Origin of the sequence: Kosakonia oryzendophytica (assembly GCF_900094925.1) — a bacterium.
In the GTDB taxonomy this organism is placed as follows: domain Bacteria; phylum Pseudomonadota; class Gammaproteobacteria; order Enterobacterales; family Enterobacteriaceae; genus Kosakonia; species Kosakonia oryzendophytica.
In genome coordinates this window covers 135,763-154,395 of record NZ_FMAY01000006.1, presented here as the reverse complement: position 1 = coordinate 154,395, position 18,633 = coordinate 135,763, and the positions used below count along the sequence as shown (strand labels likewise).

The following is an 18,633-nucleotide window of genomic DNA, read 5'->3' as shown; positions in this document are numbered from 1 at the left end:
TTACAGGAACATGCCCCCGGAAACTTCGATACGCTGCGCATTCATCCAATGCAGCTCATCGCTGAGCAAGGCAGCAATTGCATCGCCAATATCATCCGGCAAGCCCACACGGCCAAGCGCCGTCTGCGCGGCAATATGCTGATTAATCTGCTCATTATCACGTACCATGCCACCGCCGAAATCGGTCTCGATTGCCCCCGGCGCAATAATATTGACCGAAATGCCGCGTGCTCCCAACTCTTTCGCCTGATAGCGCGTCAGAACTTCCATCGCACCTTTCATGGCGGCATAAGCGGCATAACCTGGCTGGCAAAAACGAGCCAGGCCGCTGGAGACATTGAGAATGCGCCCGCCGTTTTTCATTAGCGGCAGCAGGCTCTGCGTCAGGAAGAACGGTCCCTTAAAGTGGATGTTCACCAACTGGTCAAACTGCGCTTCCGTCGTGTCGGCAAACGACGCGTTAATGCCAATGCCAGCGTTGTTTAATAAATAATCAAACGTCTCACGCTGCCATACCGTTTTCAGCTGTTCCTGTACTGCACGGGTGAAAGCGGGAAAACTCGCGCTATCGCCGACATTCAACTGTAATGCCGTGGCTTTTACGCCTTTTTGCTCAATTTCGCGTACCACCTGTTGCGCATCGTCGGCGTTATTATTGTAGGTCAGGATAATGCCGATTCCTTTCGCCGCCAGCTTCAGCGCCGCGTTTTTACCTAATCCACGGCTACCGCCAGTTACTACTGCAATATGTTGTGTCATAAGAACCTCGTTTTTGCTGAATCAGGGGAGTGAGAAAAGCTTATTAGGTGATATGAAAACAATAAAGGTGCTAAATTACGTTTCACTGTTTCAATGACGATAACAATAGCGTGCAATGATGGATAAAATTTACGCAATGCAACTGTTCATCCGCGTCGCGGAGCTGGAGAGCTTCTCCAGGGCGGCAGACTCTATGGGACTTCCTAAAGGTAGCGTATCGCGGCAGATCCAGGCGCTGGAGACCCACCTTGGTACACAGTTGCTGCACCGCACTACACGACGCGTACAGCTCACGCAAGATGGGATGGTCTATTACGAGCGGGCAAAAGATCTGCTGGCGAACATGGATGAGCTGGATGGCCTTTTTTTACACGATCCTTCCAGCATCAGCGGCCGTTTACGGGTGGATATGCCCGTCGGTGTCGCGAAAAATCTGGTGATCCCGCGCCTGCCCGCGTTTTTACAACAGTATCCCGGTATTGAACTGGAACTGAGCAGTAGTGACCGGCTGGTGGACATTATCCGCGAAGGGTTTGACTGTGTGGTGCGGGTGGGCACGCTGAAAGATTCTGGCCTGATAGCTCGCCAACTGGGCCGCTTGTCGATCATCAACTGCGCCAGCCCGGATTATCTGGCGCGTTTTGGCTATCCGGAAACACTGGAGGACTTATCTTCCCATGCTCTGGTGCACTACGCCGTCAATCTCGGCACCCGACCGCAAGGTTTTGAGGTGTGGCAGGATAACCAGACCCGCTGGGTGAAAACCGGCGGCATTCTGACGGTTAACAGTACTGAAACTTACCAGGCCGCCTGTCTCGCCGGGCTGGGGATTATCCAGGTACCACGTATTGGCGTACGGGATGCGTTACGCAGCGGAAAACTGGTGGAGATCCTGCCGCAATACCGCGCAGAGCCAATGTCGGTGTCGCTGATTTATCCCCATCGCCGTAATCTTTCTCGCCGGGTACATCTGTTTATGGAGTGGCTGGCAGGCGCGTTAAGAGATTATGTCGATTAGCCCCCCAGGCTATAATTTTCACACTAACCCATTCAGGAGAAGGAAAACGCACCTGATGACGCCGGAAAACCACGAAAAACGCCCGACGCACGATCTCGACTACCAACCCGTCAGGAAGATGGCGGAGCAGCCCCCCGAAAAGAAACGTCCCGCCAGCGATAAACTCAACAGTACGCTGAATACGCTGACCAGCACCGCGAAAAAAATCCAGCGACGCCCGATGATTGCGCACCTGATCCGCGCGACGGAACGCTTTAACGATCGTATGGGAAATCAGTTTGGCGCCGCCATCACCTATTTCTCATTTCTGTCGATGATCCCGATCCTGATGGTCTCGTTCGCCGCCGCCGGTTTTGTGCTCGCCTCACACCCTACGCTGTTACAGGATATTTTCGACAAAATCCTGATGAGCGTCAGCGATCCGACGATGGCAATGACCCTGAAGAACACCATCAATATTGCGGTGCAACAACGCACCACTGTCGGTATTGTCGGGCTGGCAATTGCCCTCTATTCCGGCATCAACTGGATGGGTAACCTGCGTGAAGCGATCCGCGCCCAGTCGCGTGATGTCTGGGAGCGCAATGCCCAGGACAAAGAGAAACTCTGGGTGAAATATTTCCGCGATTTCATCTCGCTGATAGGTCTGCTGGTGGCGCTGATTATTACGCTGTCGATCACCTCGATTGCTGGCGCAGCACAACAGATGATTATCTCAGCGCTCTACCTGGATTACATTGAGTGGTTGAAACCGGCCTGGCGACTGATTGGCCTGGCGATATCTATTTTTGCCAACTATCTGCTGTTCTTCTGGATCTTCTGGCGCTTGCCTCGTCATCGCCCGCGCAGAAAGGCGCTGATTCGTGGGACGTTAATTGCCGCCATCGGCTTTGAGGTCATTAAAATCGTCATGACCTGGACGCTCCCTTCACTGGTGAAATCCCCTTCCGGCGCTGCATTTGGCTCCGTGCTCGGGCTGATGGCCTTTTTCTACTTCTTTGCCCGCCTGACCCTGTTCTGCGCAGCCTGGATTGCCACCGCGCACTATAAAGATGACCCGCGCATGCCGGGCAGGACACCCCGCTAAGCAGCTATCGGGCTGAACGTAAACGCAAAATATCAGCCCGATCGATGATTTCAGCATGATAATCCAGAACGTAACTTTTATTTAACCAAAAACCAGTTTTATCCACCAATCTTTAAAAATTGTGAAGCATTTCATAGAAGGTAAATCGCGAGCCTGAAAATTATTCGCTTTTTGCTCAATTTTCAGGCTGTCCGTGATTTTGTTACAGATTGAAATGTCTCTTTTGCTGTGACTAATATGGCTGTTCGTTCGCCAAAATAAGAAAATTTTATGCAAGCTACAGCCACAACATTAGACAACGAACAGGAAAACGCACCGGTAAACTCCCGTAATAAAGTCGTCATCGCGTCTCTGATCGGCACCGCCATCGAATTCTTCGACTTCTATATTTACGCCACCGCTGCGGTCATTGTTTTTCCTCATATCTTCTTCCCGCAGGGTGATCCGACGGCGGCAACACTGCAATCGCTGGCAACCTTCGCGATTGCCTTTATCGCCCGTCCAATCGGCTCTGCGGTATTTGGTCACTTCGGCGATCGCGTCGGCCGGAAAGTTACACTCGTCGCCTCGCTGCTGACCATGGGCATTTCCACGGTCGTGATCGGCCTGCTGCCGGGCTACGAGACTATTGGCGTAATGGCGCCGTTGCTGCTGGCGTTGGCGCGTTTTGGCCAGGGTCTGGGCCTGGGCGGTGAATGGGGCGGCGCAGCCCTGCTGGCGACGGAGAACGCCCCGCCGCGCAAACGTGCGCTGTATGGCTCCTTCCCGCAGCTTGGCGCACCGATCGGTTTCTTCTTTGCCAACGGCACCTTCCTGCTGCTCTCCTGGCTGCTGACCGATGAACAGTTTATGAGCTGGGGCTGGCGCGTGCCATTTATCTTCTCCGCCGTGCTGGTCATTATCGGTCTGTATGTTCGCGTGTCCCTGCATGAAACCCCGGTATTCGCCAAAGTCGCGGCGGCAAAGAAACAGGTCAAAATTCCGTTGGGAACGCTGTTGACCAAACACGTCCGCGTGACGGTGCTGGGCACGTTTATCATGCTGGCAACCTATACACTGTTTTACATCATGACGGTCTACTCGATGACCTACAGCACCTCGGCGCAGGGGCTGGGCCTGCCGCGTAACGAAGTGCTGTGGATGCTGATGCTGGCCGTGATCGGTTTTGGCGTGATGGTTCCGGTTGCAGGCTTACTGGCGGATGCGTTCGGTCGTCGCAAAAGCATGGTGGTGATCACCTCGCTGATTATTCTGTTCGCGCTGTGCATCTTCCCGCCGTTGCTCGGTTCCGGTAACCCGGTGCTGGTGATGGCGTATCTGTTGATTGGTCTGAGTCTGATGGGGCTGACCTTTGGCCCGATGGGCGCGCTGCTGCCGGAGCTGTTCCCGACGGAAGTTCGCTATACCGGCGCGTCGTTCTCCTACAACGTGTCGTCCATTCTGGGCGCATCGGTGGCACCGTATATCGCGACCTGGTTGCAGGCGAACTACGGTCTGTTTTACGTTGGGATTTACCTGGCGGCGATGGCGTCATTGACGTTGCTCGCTCTGCTGCTGACGCACGAGACTAAGCACCAGTCGCTGTAATATTTACCCTCACCCCGCCCTCTCCCTAAAAGGGAGAGGGAGAAAACCCCCGCACCCCAGGGAAGAAAATCCCAACCTTCAGGAAGAGGCAGAACATTCACTCGCCGGTGACGGAAGCCAGAAACCCCACTTTCTCCTTTAGTGCTTCATTTGCGACAAAATGGCCTGACATTGATTTTGTTCACCTTCAGAAGGCGAAACCAACGCCAGTAAGGCTGCTGCTGGGGTGACTAACGTTGCCAGTGCTGCCGCGACCGCACCGCGGGCAATCAATGGCCCGGCTTTGACGCCCGCCTGCGGGTTTTTGAAACTGCCGCGCACGTACAACGGCGAGCGTAGCGTCACAATACGGATGCCTTTACTTTCCGGATCGATGGTTAAATCCAACTGCTCTGACGCAAAACTGGCGCTGCCTGTTACGTTGATCAACGCGTTCTCCGTATCAAAAGCAAAGATCTGCGGGCGCGCGACGCCGTTCACCAGATTGAGATTCGCCGCCGCACAGTTGACCCGGACTTCATCATCGCCAAAGATCTGCCCGACAAGGTAATTACCGACGTTAAGACCGAGGATCTCCATCAGGTTACGGCTCACCAGACCGTCGTTCATCAGCAGCTTCAGATCGCCATTGCTGGTACCCAGCAGTGCTGCGACAGAATTACCCGCCCCCCGAATGTTGGCATCACCGTTCATCTCCCCGAGCGTCTTCTGCATCAGTTCCACGTTGGGCATCAGTTCTTTGAGCTTCAGGCGACGCGCCTGGATATCCGCCTGCCCGTGCATTGGCTTCTTATCGCCTTCAAGGTGGAGGGTGGCTGAAATCGTACCGCCCGCCAGGCCGAACTTCAGCGGTTGCAGACGCAAATCGGCATTATTTAGCAATACGTGGGTCGAGAGGTCACTGATGGGCAGCGTTGAACCGTGTTCAATACGGCGACCTTTAAAACGGACATCGGCATCCATCACGTCCCATTTGTCGGTTTCGAAACGATCGTACGGCAGCACCTTCCCTGCCGGCTGCGTTGACGCATCCTCTTTTTTCGCCACGGTGCCTTTGCCGGAATTGACGCCAATCAGCGGCCCCAAATCCGCCAGACGAAGCTGGCGCGATTCGACGTCACCTTCCAGTTTAGGGCGTGGTTTTCCGGTGGTGTACTTGAGCGTACCGTGAATATCGCTGTCGCCGATATGGCCATTAAAGTCGCGGTAATCATAGATCTGGCCCTTAGCGTCATAGAGCTTCGCCACTAAGTGACCATCCGTTTCAAAGGGGGGCGTATCCGGCAGCAGTACGCCGGTGAGATCGTACAGGTCGCCAAGCGAGTCGCCGCCGAATTTCAGTTGCAGATCGATGCCGCCCAGATTCAGAGGGTCATTAACAGTGCCGACAAATGCCACGCGGGTATTGCCTGAACGGAAATCTGCCTGCACCGGAAAGGGCGTCCCTTCGCTGCGCAGCGCCAGCATGCCACCGATTTTCCCCGTACCGGAGAGCGGCTGACCGTTGTAGCGCCCTTTCGCCGTCAGGCCAAAGACATAATCTCCTGCGTTGGTTTTGTTATCGCTTTTGCCTGTGACTTCGCTAAAGGGCAACGGCTTGCCGAGCGGGTCGACCAGGATGTCGATATTGGCGCGGGTCACGCTGTCATCAATAGCGATGCGACCGCGATCGAAAAGGATCGTATCGAGGCGGAAAGACCAGTCGGAGGGGGGCGTATCGGGCTTTTTCGTGCTGTCACTGGCGAGGTTGAAGGTCCAGTTATTCAACGTATCGGAGCGACGAATCAATCTGGCATCGGGCTGCTGAAGTTTGATCCACGGTAGATAGACGGTTTTGGTTAGCAGCGCGAGCGGGGCCAGCGTGGCTTCCACACGAGGCAGATGCACCATGGTGATTTCGGGAATGTCCGGCGGGTTGCCAAGCAGGACGTCATCGGCATGCACATGCGGCCAGGGCACCCAGCTTCGCCAGCCAGTTTCCTCTTTTTGCCGCTCCCAAACCACGCCAAGATCGCCGCGGATGGCGAAAGGGCGGTTCAGTTCAGCTGAGACTTTCTCGTTAATCGTCGGTTTGAGGCGGTTCCAGTCGAATGTGGCGACAACAATGATGGCAACCACAATCAGTAACAGCAGCGTCGCAATGACGGCAATAATCGCTTTACTCGTTTTTGTCATTGTGCCTTTCCTTTACAGCCTGACTTTCATAAAGATAGTTGAGGCTCAGGGAAAGGGCGGTGATTACAGTTCGAGTATCACATGTTCAAGCCTGGCTAAAGGAACCGGGCGCGAGAGAAAATAGCCCTGTGCGGCAAACGCCGGCGAATCCTGCACGTCGCGCCACTCTTCCAGGGTTTCAACCCCTTCAACAATCACGCCCTGGCAATAACGGTTCATCAACTGCAACAGCAGCGTAAACAGATTTTGCCCTTCCGGGGTTTTACGCAACATGATGAACAGATCGCGCGCGACTTTGATGTAGTCGTAACGGACTTCGCTCAGCGCCGAGAAATTCGCCATGCCGGTGCCAAAATCGTCCAGCCAGAGCGGGCCGATTTCGCTGATTGACGCGAAGGTGGAGTCTTGCGGTAAACGGATATGTTCAACCAGCTCGAAGCGGATCCACGGCAGTGATGCCACCAGTGACATTAACTCTTCATTCTGGCGCATCGCCAGCAGCGTTGGGCCATCGACATTCACCGATGCCAGCACATCATTTTCCTCGAAGAATGCCTTTTGCTCTGCCAGTAGCGCCACCTGCTCGTACACCACTTCCACACGCTGGCGCACTGCCACTTCCGAAAAGTAGCGATCCGGCGCGATGCGCTGATCCGGTTGCAACGGATGGGTCACAATGGTCAATACTTCAATAGCCATCAGGCGGCCATCTGTTCTGTAGATGGGCTGATAAGTATAAGCACGCTCGCATTGCAGCCAGTAACGACGTTCCTGCAAGCTTTCTATGTCTGCCTCAGGAATATTGAGTCGCTGGATGACCTGCTTTAACTTCATTTCTACTGTCCTGTCGATGGGATGACCTGGAGGAACTCGTCAAAGGGTTATCGGCGCTCGGTCTGATAACTTTATGTTCACGCTGGCGGCAAAAACCAAAAAGCGGGACGCCGGAATCTGCACAGAACACGCTTTAGCTCAAAAAAATACTGGAACGTTGTTTTAATATAGTTGACCACGAATCACCCACAACGCACACTACCGTTAATTCATCTGATTCAGGTTCACGACTATGTCCAGGAAAATTGCCGTCATTGGCGAATGCATGATCGAGCTGTCACAAAAAGGCGCAGAAGTTAATCGTGGCTTTGGTGGCGATACCCTTAACACGTCGGTTTACATCGCGCGCCAGGTCGATCCTGCGGCGTTGTCCGTGCACTATGTCACCGCGCTGGGTACGGATAACTTCAGCCAACAGATGCTGGAAGCGTGGCAGAGCGAGAGCGTGGATACCCGCCTGACTCAGCGTATGGAAAACCGCCTGCCTGGCTTGTACTACATCGAAACCGATGCGACCGGCGAACGCACCTTCTACTATTGGCGTAACGAAGCCGCAGCCAAATTCTGGCTGGAGAGCGACCAATCCGACGCAATCTGTGAAGAACTGGCCACGTTCGATTATCTCTATCTGAGCGGCATTAGCCTGGCTATTCTGAGCCCGACCAGCCGTCATAAACTGCTGTCATTGCTGCAGGAGTGCCGCGCCAATGGCGGTAAAGTCATTTTCGATAACAACTACCGTCCACGTTTGTGGGCCAGCAAAGAAGAGACGCGCCAGGTTTATCAGCAGATGCTCGCCTGCACCGATATCGCTTTCCTGACGCTGGATGATGAAGATCTGTTGTGGGGCGAAAAGCCTGTCGAAGAAGTGATAGCGCGCACCCAGCAAGCCGGTGTGAAAGAAGTGGTCATCAAACGCGGCGCGGACGCATGCCTGGTGGCGATTGCGGGCGAAGCGATTGTGGAAGTCCCGGCAGTGAAATTGCCGAAAGAAAAAGTGATCGATACCACCGCAGCGGGCGACTCGTTCAGCGCAGGCTATCTGTCCGTGCGGCTGACCGGCGGCGATGCCGTTGCGGCAGCAAAACGCGGCCATTTAACCGCCAGCACGGTAATTCAGTACCGTGGTGCGATCATTCCGCGCAACGCGATGCCGAACTGAGTTGACGTTGACGCCTCTGCCCGATGGGGAGAAGCGTCATTTTCATCATTGCCGTGGCGGAATATCCGACACATCGGAACGCATATCATCATTGCTTGCCGGCGCAGCTGTGGCTTCGGCTGGTGCCATCACCTCTTCCCACGTCGCCTGCAAATCCTTCATGTTGTATTCCGGCTCACCTTTTGGTTGCAGCAGTATCAACGACATATCCTGCGATAACTGCTGGTGCAGATCCTGGTTCAGCATTTCCGGCGTTAAGTTGTTGAGGAAGGCCTGACGCAGTTTCTGATACTGCTCCGGTGCAATGTCCACGACCTGGTTTTGCAACGAGCGCACCCGCTGGCTAATCAGAATATCGGTGCCGGTGCGGGCATAGGTCGCAAACAGCTTCTGCAACTCCAGGTTCTTCTGCGCGATCAGCGCCTTAAACTCCTCTTCCGGCAGGCCTTTTTGCCGCACTTTCCCCAGTTCACGCGCGATCAGCCCCGCATTGGCATTAAGCTTGTCGTTTGGTGAATCAACGTTAATGGCGCATTGCGCCCGCTGGAACAGCACGCGGCACTCGAAGCTCAGGCCAATATCCTTGGCGTTATTGCGGGTCAGATTCTGCTGGATGTGCCAGAACAGCGCTTCACGGGCCAAATCCGCACGCCAGTATCGCTCCAGCGCCGACGATTCACGGATCGGCTGCCAGGCAGAATCCCACATAATTGACAGGCGATCCTGCGTAACCGCGTCGGTCATCAGACTTACCGGCTGCGGCGGCAAAGGCGACAGCGTCGGCACAGGCGCTGGCGTATGGCGTTTACCCTTCAGTTCACCAAAGGTTTTATTGATTTGCTCGGCAATCGCGCGGCTGTCCACATTGCCGACCACAATCAGCGTCATGGCGTCCGGTGTATACCATTTTTCGTAGAATGCCTTGACCTGTGCGGCATCGATCGGCTCTTTTGGCATCACGGCCGGATCGTGACCCAACAACGCGGAACCTTTCAGGCGATAACGCCAGGCGTTATCTGTCGTATTGCCAGGCCAGGTGACGACCATATCGTTGCTGGCAAGCGCATGATTAACGGTCTCAGGCGTAATGGTTAAGTTCCCGGCGGCATCCGCCAGCCAGGCCAGCGCCTCTTTCAGCAAGTCGCCACGATTATTTGGCAGACTCAGGCTGTACTGCGTAAAGTCGTACGACACCACCGCTGGCGGCAACGGACGTTTCGGATCGATGCCCTGCTGCCAGAGCGAACGCATCTGCACAGGCTCCAGCGGACCGCTATGGGTCAGCGCGATGCGAGGAATAAAATGGTTGAAACCGCTCTGTTGTGTGCTTTCGGTGAGCGAACCGGTATTAATAGACAGGCGAATTTCAATGCGATCGCTGGGACGCTGTGGCGTGGCTAAAACCTGCCACTGAAAACCATTTCCCAGTGTCCCTTGTTGCCAGGCCGGGTCGGGCTGGAGCGCATCTGCCTGCACATAACCGACAGCCGCCAGCATCAGCAAACCGCCTGTTAACAACCGAATTTTTGTGCCCTGCATGAGAACCCCTAATCAACATTCCTGGTTAAAAAGTCAGCCCTCCAGGAGGAGGCCGAAAGATACGTAAAAACACTTCGCTTTTAGACCGCAGGAAAAGCAAAACGTCACACCGTGAAGTGAATAATCCCGAAAATTCATCGTGAATTGTGACGGTAATAGGGGGAATTATGCGCAGAAGCCCGCAGTCCGACAAGGGACTGCGGTCATAAGTCATGAAATTATGAGGAAATTTCGCGGGTTTTTCCGCTTTCAGCACGATTATTGAGCGTATCGGACAACTGTTTCTGATCCAGTTCCTTCACCCACTTCGCCACCACAATGGTCGCCACACCGTTACCCACGAGGTTGGTTAACGCACGGGCTTCCGACATAAAGCGGTCAATCCCCAGAATCAGCGCCAGACCCGCCACCGGTAGATGACCCACCGCAGAGAGCGTCGCGGCCAGCACAATAAAGCCACTCCCGGTCACCCCGGCAGCACCTTTCGAGGAGAGCAGCAGCACCACCAGCAGCGTAATTTGATGGAAGATATCCATATGACTGTTGGTAGCCTGGGCGATAAACACCGCCGCCATCGTCAGATAGATAGAGGTGCCATCGAGGTTAAAGGAGTACCCCGTCGGAATAACCAGCCCGACCACCGATTTGCGGCAGCCCAACCGTTCCATCTTCTCAAGCATGCGTGGCAGCGCAGACTCCGACGACGATGTACCGAGCACGATCAGCAGCTCTTCACGGATATAGCGAATAAACTTGAAGATGCTGAACCCGGTCGCCCGGGCAATCGCACCGAGTACCACCACCACAAACAGAATACAGGTCACATAGAAGCAGATAATCAACTGGCCGAGCTGCACCAGCGTGCCGACGCCATATTTGCCGATGGTGAATGCCATTGCGCCGAACGCGCCAATCGGCGCAAGACGCATGATGAAGTTGATGATGCCGAAAATCACCTGCGAGAAGCTTTCGATAACGTTGAAAATCAGCTGGCCTTTATGACCGAGGCGATGCAACGCAAAGCCAAACAACACGGCGAACAACAGCACCTGAAGGATATTACCGCTGGCGAACGCACCAATGACGCTGGCGGGGATCACATCCAACAGGAAGGCGATAATCCCCTGTTGCTGCGCCTGTTCGGCGTAAACCGCCACCGCTTTCGCGTCCAGCGTCGCGGGGTCGACATTCATCCCCGCGCCGGGTTGCACTACGTTAACAATGACAAGGCCGATAATCAGCGCCAGGGTACTGACGATCTCGAAGTAAAGCAGTGCAACCGCACCGGTGCGACCAACCGCCTTCATGCTTTCCATACCAGCGATACCGGTGACAACCGTACAGAAAATGACGGGCGCGATGATCATCTTGATAAGCTTAACGAAGCCATCACCAAGCGGCTTCATCTGCGCACCTAATTCAGGATAGTAATGGCCAAGCAGAATACCGATGGCTATTGCTGTCAGAACCTGAAAGTAGAGACTTTTAAATAGAGAGGTTTTCATAAGGTGTCCTTGGATTAAACCTCAGGCTTTGTGGGGTTTTCAATTAGCCTGCGGTTTAAAAATAACACCCGTCAAACATGACAGAAATAAACTTACATCAAATCCGAAACAACAATGTTAAAAAGTTTGAACTGACTCGCACAACCTCGTAACAATTTAACGATTTTCAGTCATACCGAACCGGTAAACCAACGCTGTTCAAACGCCTCTGGTGACGAGGCATGGGCAAAAAGGAAGCCTTGCGCCACATCTACGCCCGCTTGCGCCAGCCAGTCGCGCTGATTTTCCCGCTCCACCCCTTCAGCAATAATCTCCAGCTCGAGGCTGCGCGCCATATGGATAATGGCCGATACCAGGCTGTTGTCATCCGGTAACCCGTCAACAAATGTCTTGTCGATTTTCAGCACATCCACAGGCAGCGATTTCATATGTTGTAACTGACGTAACCCGGCATAACCCATACCGAAGTCGTCCAGCGCAATGCGAACCCCGGCGTCGCGCAACGGGCGTAGGATCGCCACCGCGGCTTGCGGATCATCAATACGGCGACTCTCCGTGATTTCCAGGATCAGCGTACCGGGTGCGATACGGTAGCGATGCAGCAGTTCAAGCATATCGGACGCCATATTGTGATGAAGAAGTTGCAAGGCGGAAAGATTGACCGACAGCGGCAGCATAATCCCCCGCGACTGCCATGCCGCCAGTAAGCGACAGGACTCTTCCAGCACCCAGTAACCCACGTTGATCATCAACCCACTGGATTCGATACGTTCAATCAGACCTTCCGGCAACGCCCAGCGAGAGTCCTCTTGCTGCATACGCAGCAACACTTCTGCGCTTTTAAGTTCACCGCTGGCAAGATCCACCTGCGGTTGCAGCCAAATCGCAAATTTTCCCTGCTCAAGCGCAGAGAGAATATCGCTTTCAAGGGCCAGACGCTGCTGCGCCAGCGCCATGTGTTGCGGATCGAAGAACTGGAGCTGGTTTTTCCCTTTGTGCCGCGCACTGCTGGCTGCGGATACCGCGCGGCGGTAAAGCTGCTCAGCGGAAAGATCGCCATGACACATCGCCACGCCGATACTGGCTGTCGGGCGTAACTGGATCCCCTGAAGCGGAATCCGCTCGTTAATCGCAGTGAGTACTTGCTGACCTAAAGTGATAGCATGCCACGGCTCCTCTACGCCGTTGGCAATAATCGCGAAGTCATTACCGCTGACCTGCGCAAGCGTCATGTGCGGTGACAGCACCGACTTCAGCTTCTCTACCAGCGTCAGCAGCAGCATTTCTCGCTGATTTTCCTGCAATACGCCCGCCGTATCGCGCAGCGTGTCGCAGGCAATCACCATCAGCGCTGTGGTCTTTTTCTGCGCAACCGTCTGCTCCAGCAACGCCATCAGAAAAGCCTTGTTCGGCAATTCAGACACCGGGAACTGCGTGGATTGCTGATTTAACGCATCATATTCCCGCAGCAATTGCTGTTGATGCCGGTTATAGCCACGCACCAGGATGCCTATTTCATCGTCATGGTGATGGGAAGGCAAAATCAACTGATGCCCAAGGCGATCCTCTGCTGAGAGATCATTTAACTCACGGGCGATTTTCCGCAGCGGGTGTACCAGTAACCGATTCATGCACCAGGAAATCGCGACGGTCAGCATGAGCCAAAGCAGTAAGTAAGCAGTCACTAACGTAGACAGTGTGCTGATAACGAATTTATAGACACGGTACGAATCCGCCTGCAATACCAGGTAAGCCAGTGGCTGAGGGTTGGCCGGGCGCTCCAGCGAATAAATCGGCAGCGAGATCTGGATCGGTAATTCAAACATCCGGGTGATCATCACCGGGATTGGGCGTTCCGGAATAAAGCGCATCCGCAGCGCCTGAAATTGATTGGGCAGCACGACGTCCGCCCGGCTCACCACCCCGGCAGGTTTAATTTGCTGCAAGATAGATTCCGCGTCAGGAATATCGGCTTTCAGAATCGCTGCCGAGAGCGGTTCTCGAACAGAGCGGGCAATACTTTCCAGTTGCATGGCCGTGTTATAGCGATTCTGCTGTAAGAAGTGAAACAGCAGAATGACGCAAAAAATAAAAACAAACACCATGGACACGGCAGACACCGCAGCCATCTGTTTAATGGTTAAAGAACGGCTAACACGCAAAATCACTCTCCAGAGGTACGATAAGCGCAGAGGAAATCAACAGCGACTCTGCCGCCAGATTATACTCGATCGTGACGCTCTTGAGACAAACGCCCGTCAGATTGCAACGCGAAAGAGGATTGCGGCAATCATCGTAGGTAACTTATTGAATAAGAAGTGTTTAATCACCCTGCGCCAGCCATGACGCATAGCGATTAACCACCAGGAATTGTCTTTTATTACCAGTCAGCGTAAGGCGTGAGCGTTTGCGGCGGCATATCCATATCGCCCTGCCACCCGGCGCCGGAATAACGTACATAAATCAACGCATGGCTTGGCGTGTAATCCTTCGCTTGCTGAATATCGACACCCGCCCCAATAAACCAGTGAGACGTCACCCGGCGCTCTACCAGCGCACGGGCGGTATAACCAAAACCGTTCGAGCTGCTGCTCGTACTGCTATTGTCCTTATCCAGGAACATTCGGTCGCCGTTAGCAAAGAACTGGTTATCCGGAATCAGATTCTGCAACGGATAGCGTTTGATGCCATCGGTTTTTGAGTGCGACCACGAACCCGACGCGCCCAGCTCCCACGACCAGTTTGCCGTACGTTTCCGCCAGACAACCGGCACCGCAAACGAGATATACTGCTGCGGGCTGTAATAGCCTCCCTGTCCCAGCGTGTAGTCGCTCAGATCCTTGTCGTAATGCCACAGCATATTGTTGAGGCCGACGGTCAAACGTTCATTATCTTTGTTGATTAGCTTGTAGTAGTAGCCAGTCATCCAGCGAATGCGCCAGTTATCCGCCACGTTCTTACCGGTGAGGGAATCCGCATTCAAACTCGACCAGACACCGTTCGCTTCACCTTTGTCGTAACTCAGGCTAACGCCGCCGCCCGTTGCGCGAACACCCCCCCATGTGACGCCGGTGTTCGGATCTTTTTGCCCGCCGAACGCCAGTAATGAGCTGGAAATCGGCCGGCGATGGACGTTAACAGTGTACCCCAGCGGCCCCAAATCGCTGCTGTAGCTCAGGCCACCCACGACATCCACCACATCAAACCCCATCGGCGTGGTGCCGATATCCCCCGACCAGGTGCCATTTTGCCAACCGACCGCGAGACTTGCGCCATTGGCTTTCTGGCTGGTGTTGCCGCGACATGGCGTCGCGGAACAGGTACCCCAGTTGGGATCGTAAACATCATCTGTGGTGTCGAAGCTGCCCACGTTCATATTCACCACATCAGTGCGGAAGAACATCCGTCCGTCCGCCAGCGGCGCATCCGCCTGCAACAGGGTGGTATGGGCTTTCAGATCGGAATACCCGCCGGTACCGCTGGAGCCCCAATAATCATGCTGGAGCGTGACATTGATATCCTGCTGCCGGTAGAGATCGGCCGCATCGCTGCGGATACCACGCTTCAGCCAGTCATCTTTCGCGTTATTGCGCGTTAAACGCGTGAAGGTGTCGTTATCCGCAGGCGGCGTGGTAATCACGCCGGAGGCCACCATGGCATCTTTCCAGGTTTCCAGCGCCTGCTGCGGCTCGCCCTGCTGCGCCTGAAAACGCGCGGCATCACGCAACACCAACGCGCTCTCCATTGACGGCGGCTGCGCTTTCGCCTGCGGCATAATGCGGCTAAAGGTTTGCCGGGCGCTGTCGGTATCGCCAAGCGCGGCCTGCACCAGCGCCAGACGCCGCTGGGTATTGATGGATTGCGGTTGCGCCGCCGTTGGGGCGGGCAACTTCGCCAGTTGCGCACGCGCCGCCATTTTATTGCCATCGGCGGCATACAACTCCGCCAGACCAAGCAGCGCGTCCTGGTTATTCGTCTCCCGCTCCAGCACCCGGTTGAAATAGTGCTGCGCAGATGCGCTATCGCCACCCTGCTGCGCCCAGTCAGCCAGTGTCAAATCAATACGCGTCGACGCAGGCTGCTGCGCCAGTAGTGCCCGCGCCTGCTCTTCATGGCCGCTGTCGCGCAGCCGGTTGGCGTTGTCCAGCAGGCGATTGGTTTGCAGCCGTTCCGCCAGTTCCTGGATATTACTGTTCCACTGTGCTTTCGGCAGCGCATTAAGCTGGTTCAGCGCCGCCATCTCCTGATTATTACCAGAGAGGTACAGGCCATAAGCGTACACCTGCTCCGGATCGCCGGGTTTGAGCGCAGCGAGACGCTGCATGTGCGCATCGGCTTCGCGTGGCTCTCCGGCCTGGCGCAAATCGCTCGCCAGACGATAAGTCACCCATACGCTGCCAGGATCGAGTGCCAACCGCTGGCGTTGCAACTCCGCCGCCTGCCCCCACTGTCCGCTGTTTTCCAGCGCTTCCGCCTGCTGCGCCAGGCGATCGTTTTTCAGCCCGCGCTCAATGTCATCAATGCTGCGGCGCTGGCTGGCGGAAAGCGATTGAATAAATGTGTCGGCCTCTTGCGGCGAACGTGCGCGGTAAATATTCGCCAGCCCACGGACCGCATTGCTGTTGCCACTGTCCATACGCAGCGCCTGGCGGTAAAAACTTTCCGCCGCGTGGCTGTCCTTGCGGGCCATCGCCGCATCGCCGAGGCCAAGCACCGCATAGCTGTCGGTATTATCAATGCGCCGCGCCTGTGAATAGAGGCGCTCCGCCTCACCAGGGTTGTTCGCTTTCAACGCCGCATCGCCCTGCTGGATCAGCAGCCAGTAGCGATTGGTTTTTAACAAACTGTCCCACTTACTGCGGTTGCCACTGGTGGGATCCATGGCGATGGCTTTTTCGAATTGCGCCACCGCACGGGCGCGGTCGCCGCTTTGCGAATAGGCTTGCCCGAGCGCGCCAACGGCTTCACTGTCCGTTCCATTGGCATTAACGGCCTGGCGCAACTCACTCACGGCTTTCGCCCCTTGCCCGGCATCCACTGCCGCCAGGCCGGTGGCCCGGGCGCGAAACGCCGGATCGGCGAGTTGTTTTTGCTGCGCGGCAAGCTGTGTACGTGCGCTGTCCACGGTGTCACCCGAGCTGAATACGGTCAGAAAACGTTGTAGCGCTTTCACACTGGCGTCACTCACCGGCATGCGTTGGATTTGCTGATACCAGAGCCCAGCCGCCGCTTCACGGCCCGCACTGGATTTCGCCATCTGCTCAAGCACCGCATACCCTTCGGCATCACGACCTTCGCCAAACAGCAATTGCGCCAGCGAATTTTGCAGGGCCGCGTTGCCCGGATTGCGCGCGTTCAGTGCTTTCAGTTGCGTGATGGCCTCACTGCGACGCGCCGGAACTTTCGCAACTAACGCCCAGTACTCGACCGCCAGATCGCCCTCTGGCGGGTTACCTTTAAACAACGCGTCATAGGCTGCGAGCGCTTCCGGAACATGCCCTGTCGTTGCCTGTAAACGTGCCTGTTGCAATGCCTGACGGCCTTCTGCGCCAGAAAGCGTCATCGACGTCACGGAGGATTTATACGCCGCAGAATCTGGCGCCAGTTGCTTCATGCGATCGAGCTGCTTTTGCGCCCCGGCGTTATCGCCCTGGCGCAGTAAATAGCGAAAACGCGCGGCAATCACATCCGGGTTATCCGGATCGATAAGTTCGAGACGGTACAACGACTGACGCACCAGGTCCTCACGTTTGGTGGCTTCGCCCAGCCGCACTTGTGACAGCAACTGCTGCTGAGCGGTGGGCTCATCCGCTTGCGTAGCTGGTGTCAACGCAAGCACGAGTGAGAGACAAAGTAAGCTTACTGTGAACTTGCGCATGCCTGGCCCCAGTCAGGTTGTAACTCACCGCGAGGGGTGAAACGAAAACGGTGCTCATCCCAGCCTTGACCGAACAGGGTAAGAACATAACTGAAATAAGCATCATCGCCAGGGAAATGGTCGGCGACCTTTTGCCGTTGCACGGCCTGCGCATCACGATCCTGCAGGAAGGGCAACAGCGCAGCAGCAAAGCCGACAGGGCCATCACCGCGCGGTTGTGCTGTGGCAACATCCACTTTTTCCGGCACAACGCCCTTTTTCGCCGTCAGCGCTGCCATCGGTTTTAGCCGTTCGAGCAGAGACGCTTTTTGCGCATCGTGGTCGTTCATCATTCCCACCCACAGATAGACGCGGATGGCATCGTAGCCACTGATCAACGTCTTATCGGGGGCCAGTTGCCAGCCTTTACTTTTTTCATAACGCACCCAGTCCGGGGAAAACCCCTTCGGCGCTGTCTCCAGCAACAACCGGTGATTGGTCTCCTGCAGTGTCGTCCAGGGTTCGCCAAAACGGGTCAAATAGCGGGCAATCTGCGGCGGCAGGTAGCTGGGGTTAAACCGCCAGACCGTCTCCTCGGCAAAGCCGACTTTTCCTGGTAGCAGCATTGGCCCCAGCCCTGGCACAGTCACCACTTCCTCTTTGGCGATGCGGTTTAACAACGCGTTGCCCAGGGTGGTATAGCGCGCTTCTTTCCATAAGCGTCCGGCTTCCAGCAGCGACCAGGCTATCCAGATATCCGCATCCGACGCGGAGTTGCTATCCAGTACGGTCCAGTTGTTTTCGTCCTTTTTCCCCCACAACCAGGCCGGAAGATGTTCGCCGGGATCCCCCTGCGCCAGATTGTCTTTTGTCCATTCCAGCACGTTATCGAACATCGGGCGATCATTCGCCGCCAGGGCGAAGAACAAGGCATAGCTTTGCCCTTCCGAGGTGGTTATCTTGCGCGCGTCGCTGGGGTCAATCACCCGCCCGCCATCGCTGATATACGCCCGTTTGAAGTGTTCCCAGGCAGGCCATGTGCAGGCGGCGCGCACATTCATCGCCGCCAGCACCAGCGCCATTACAACCCAACGTAATGCCTTCATCGCC

The 18,633-nt window shown here is 55.4% G+C and carries 12 protein-coding genes; 4 read left to right on the top strand and 8 right to left on the bottom strand.

Features of this window, described 5'->3' with window-relative positions; translation table 11 throughout:
* Positions 1 to 759 carry an SDR family NAD(P)-dependent oxidoreductase gene (locus GA0061071_RS12110; protein ID WP_061492630.1) on the bottom strand — a complete coding sequence of 253 codons (759 nt, stop codon included), beginning with the start codon at positions 757 to 759 and terminating at the stop codon, positions 1 to 3.
* 118 nt (positions 760 to 877) lie between these two features.
* Between GA0061071_RS12110 and GA0061071_RS12105 the strand changes: the two genes are divergently transcribed.
* The 3 genes from GA0061071_RS12105 to GA0061071_RS12095 all read left to right on the top strand — a co-directional run bounded on the left by GA0061071_RS12105 (position 878) and on the right by GA0061071_RS12095 (position 4,451).
* Entirely contained in the window at positions 878 to 1,777 is a 900-nt protein-coding gene (locus GA0061071_RS12105; protein ID WP_061492628.1) for a LysR family transcriptional regulator, read from the top strand.
* 55 nt (positions 1,778 to 1,832) lie between these two features.
* Positions 1,833 to 2,864 (top strand): inner membrane protein YhjD, encoded by a 1,032-nt coding sequence (gene yhjD / locus GA0061071_RS12100; protein WP_088238302.1) that lies wholly within the window; start codon positions 1,833 to 1,835, stop codon positions 2,862 to 2,864.
* A 270-nt stretch (positions 2,865 to 3,134) separates the two neighbouring features.
* Entirely contained in the window at positions 3,135 to 4,451 is a 1,317-nt protein-coding gene (locus tag GA0061071_RS12095) for an MFS transporter (protein WP_061492624.1), read from the top strand.
* Between the two features lie 138 nt (positions 4,452 to 4,589).
* Here GA0061071_RS12095 and GA0061071_RS12090 read toward each other — a convergent pair whose 3' ends face one another.
* Together GA0061071_RS12090 and pdeH are read right to left on the bottom strand one after the other, a co-directional pair.
* A complete protein-coding gene (locus GA0061071_RS12090) occupies positions 4,590 to 6,626 on the bottom strand; it encodes an AsmA family protein (RefSeq protein ID WP_088238301.1) in 2,037 nt (678 codons plus the stop codon).
* A 63-nt stretch (positions 6,627 to 6,689) separates the two neighbouring features.
* The gene (gene pdeH, locus GA0061071_RS12085) at positions 6,690 to 7,460 is read right to left on the bottom strand and encodes a cyclic-guanylate-specific phosphodiesterase (protein ID WP_061492620.1); all 771 of its coding nucleotides are present in this window, start codon (positions 7,458 to 7,460) and stop codon (positions 6,690 to 6,692) included.
* A 232-nt stretch (positions 7,461 to 7,692) separates the two neighbouring features.
* Here pdeH and kdgK point away from each other — a divergent pair, with 232 nt between their 5' ends.
* On the top strand, positions 7,693 to 8,622 hold the full coding sequence (gene kdgK / locus GA0061071_RS12080; RefSeq protein ID WP_088238300.1) for a 2-dehydro-3-deoxygluconokinase: 930 nt from the start codon (positions 7,693 to 7,695) through the stop codon (positions 8,620 to 8,622).
* Positions 8,623 to 8,667: 45 nt separating this feature from the next.
* Here kdgK and GA0061071_RS12075 read toward each other — a convergent pair whose 3' ends face one another.
* From GA0061071_RS12075 to bcsZ, 5 genes are all read right to left on the bottom strand, one after another.
* Positions 8,668 to 10,161 carry a M16 family metallopeptidase gene (locus GA0061071_RS12075; protein WP_061492616.1) on the bottom strand — a complete coding sequence of 498 codons (1,494 nt, stop codon included), beginning with the start codon at positions 10,159 to 10,161 and terminating at the stop codon, positions 8,668 to 8,670.
* A gap of 218 nt (positions 10,162 to 10,379) precedes the next feature.
* Complete coding sequence (locus tag GA0061071_RS12070) at positions 10,380 to 11,666, bottom strand: dicarboxylate/amino acid:cation symporter (protein ID WP_061492614.1); 1,287 nt, start codon at positions 11,664 to 11,666, stop codon at positions 10,380 to 10,382.
* Positions 11,667 to 11,836: 170 nt separating this feature from the next.
* The gene (hmsP, locus tag GA0061071_RS12065) at positions 11,837 to 13,828 is read right to left on the bottom strand and encodes a biofilm formation regulator HmsP (protein WP_088238299.1); all 1,992 of its coding nucleotides are present in this window, start codon (positions 13,826 to 13,828) and stop codon (positions 11,837 to 11,839) included.
* Between the two features lie 218 nt (positions 13,829 to 14,046).
* Positions 14,047 to 17,544, bottom strand: coding sequence for a cellulose synthase complex outer membrane protein BcsC (gene bcsC / locus GA0061071_RS12060; RefSeq protein ID WP_088238298.1), 3,498 nt, complete (start codon positions 17,542 to 17,544; stop codon positions 14,047 to 14,049).
* Entirely contained in the window at positions 17,526 to 18,629 is a 1,104-nt protein-coding gene (bcsZ, locus tag GA0061071_RS12055; RefSeq protein ID WP_061492609.1) for a cellulose synthase complex periplasmic endoglucanase BcsZ, read from the bottom strand. The genes bcsC and bcsZ overlap by 19 nt, the downstream gene beginning before the upstream one ends.
* Positions 18,630 to 18,633 lie beyond the last annotated feature (4 nt).

What these genes read in the sequence shown, in the direction of transcription:
- GA0061071_RS12110 (WP_061492630.1), bottom strand. Translation starts at nt 759, where the DNA reads ATGACACAACATATTGCAGTAGTAACTGGCGGTAGCCGTGGATTAGGT.
- GA0061071_RS12105 (WP_061492628.1), top strand. Translation starts at nt 878, where the DNA reads ATGGATAAAATTTACGCAATGCAACTGTTCATCCGCGTCGCGGAGCTG.
- yhjD (WP_088238302.1), top strand. Translation starts at nt 1,833, where the DNA reads ATGACGCCGGAAAACCACGAAAAACGCCCGACGCACGATCTCGACTAC.
- GA0061071_RS12095 (WP_061492624.1), top strand. Translation starts at nt 3,135, where the DNA reads ATGCAAGCTACAGCCACAACATTAGACAACGAACAGGAAAACGCACCG.
- GA0061071_RS12090 (WP_088238301.1), bottom strand. Translation starts at nt 6,626, where the DNA reads ATGACAAAAACGAGTAAAGCGATTATTGCCGTCATTGCGACGCTGCTG.
- pdeH (WP_061492620.1), bottom strand. Translation starts at nt 7,460, where the DNA reads ATGAAGTTAAAGCAGGTCATCCAGCGACTCAATATTCCTGAGGCAGAC.
- kdgK (WP_088238300.1), top strand. Translation starts at nt 7,693, where the DNA reads ATGTCCAGGAAAATTGCCGTCATTGGCGAATGCATGATCGAGCTGTCA.
- GA0061071_RS12075 (WP_061492616.1), bottom strand. Translation starts at nt 10,161, where the DNA reads ATGCAGGGCACAAAAATTCGGTTGTTAACAGGCGGTTTGCTGATGCTG.
- GA0061071_RS12070 (WP_061492614.1), bottom strand. Translation starts at nt 11,666, where the DNA reads ATGAAAACCTCTCTATTTAAAAGTCTCTACTTTCAGGTTCTGACAGCA.
- bcsC (WP_088238298.1), bottom strand. Translation starts at nt 17,544, where the DNA reads ATGCGCAAGTTCACAGTAAGCTTACTTTGTCTCTCACTCGTGCTTGCG.
- bcsZ (WP_061492609.1), bottom strand. Translation starts at nt 18,629, where the DNA reads ATGAAGGCATTACGTTGGGTTGTAATGGCGCTGGTGCTGGCGGCGATG.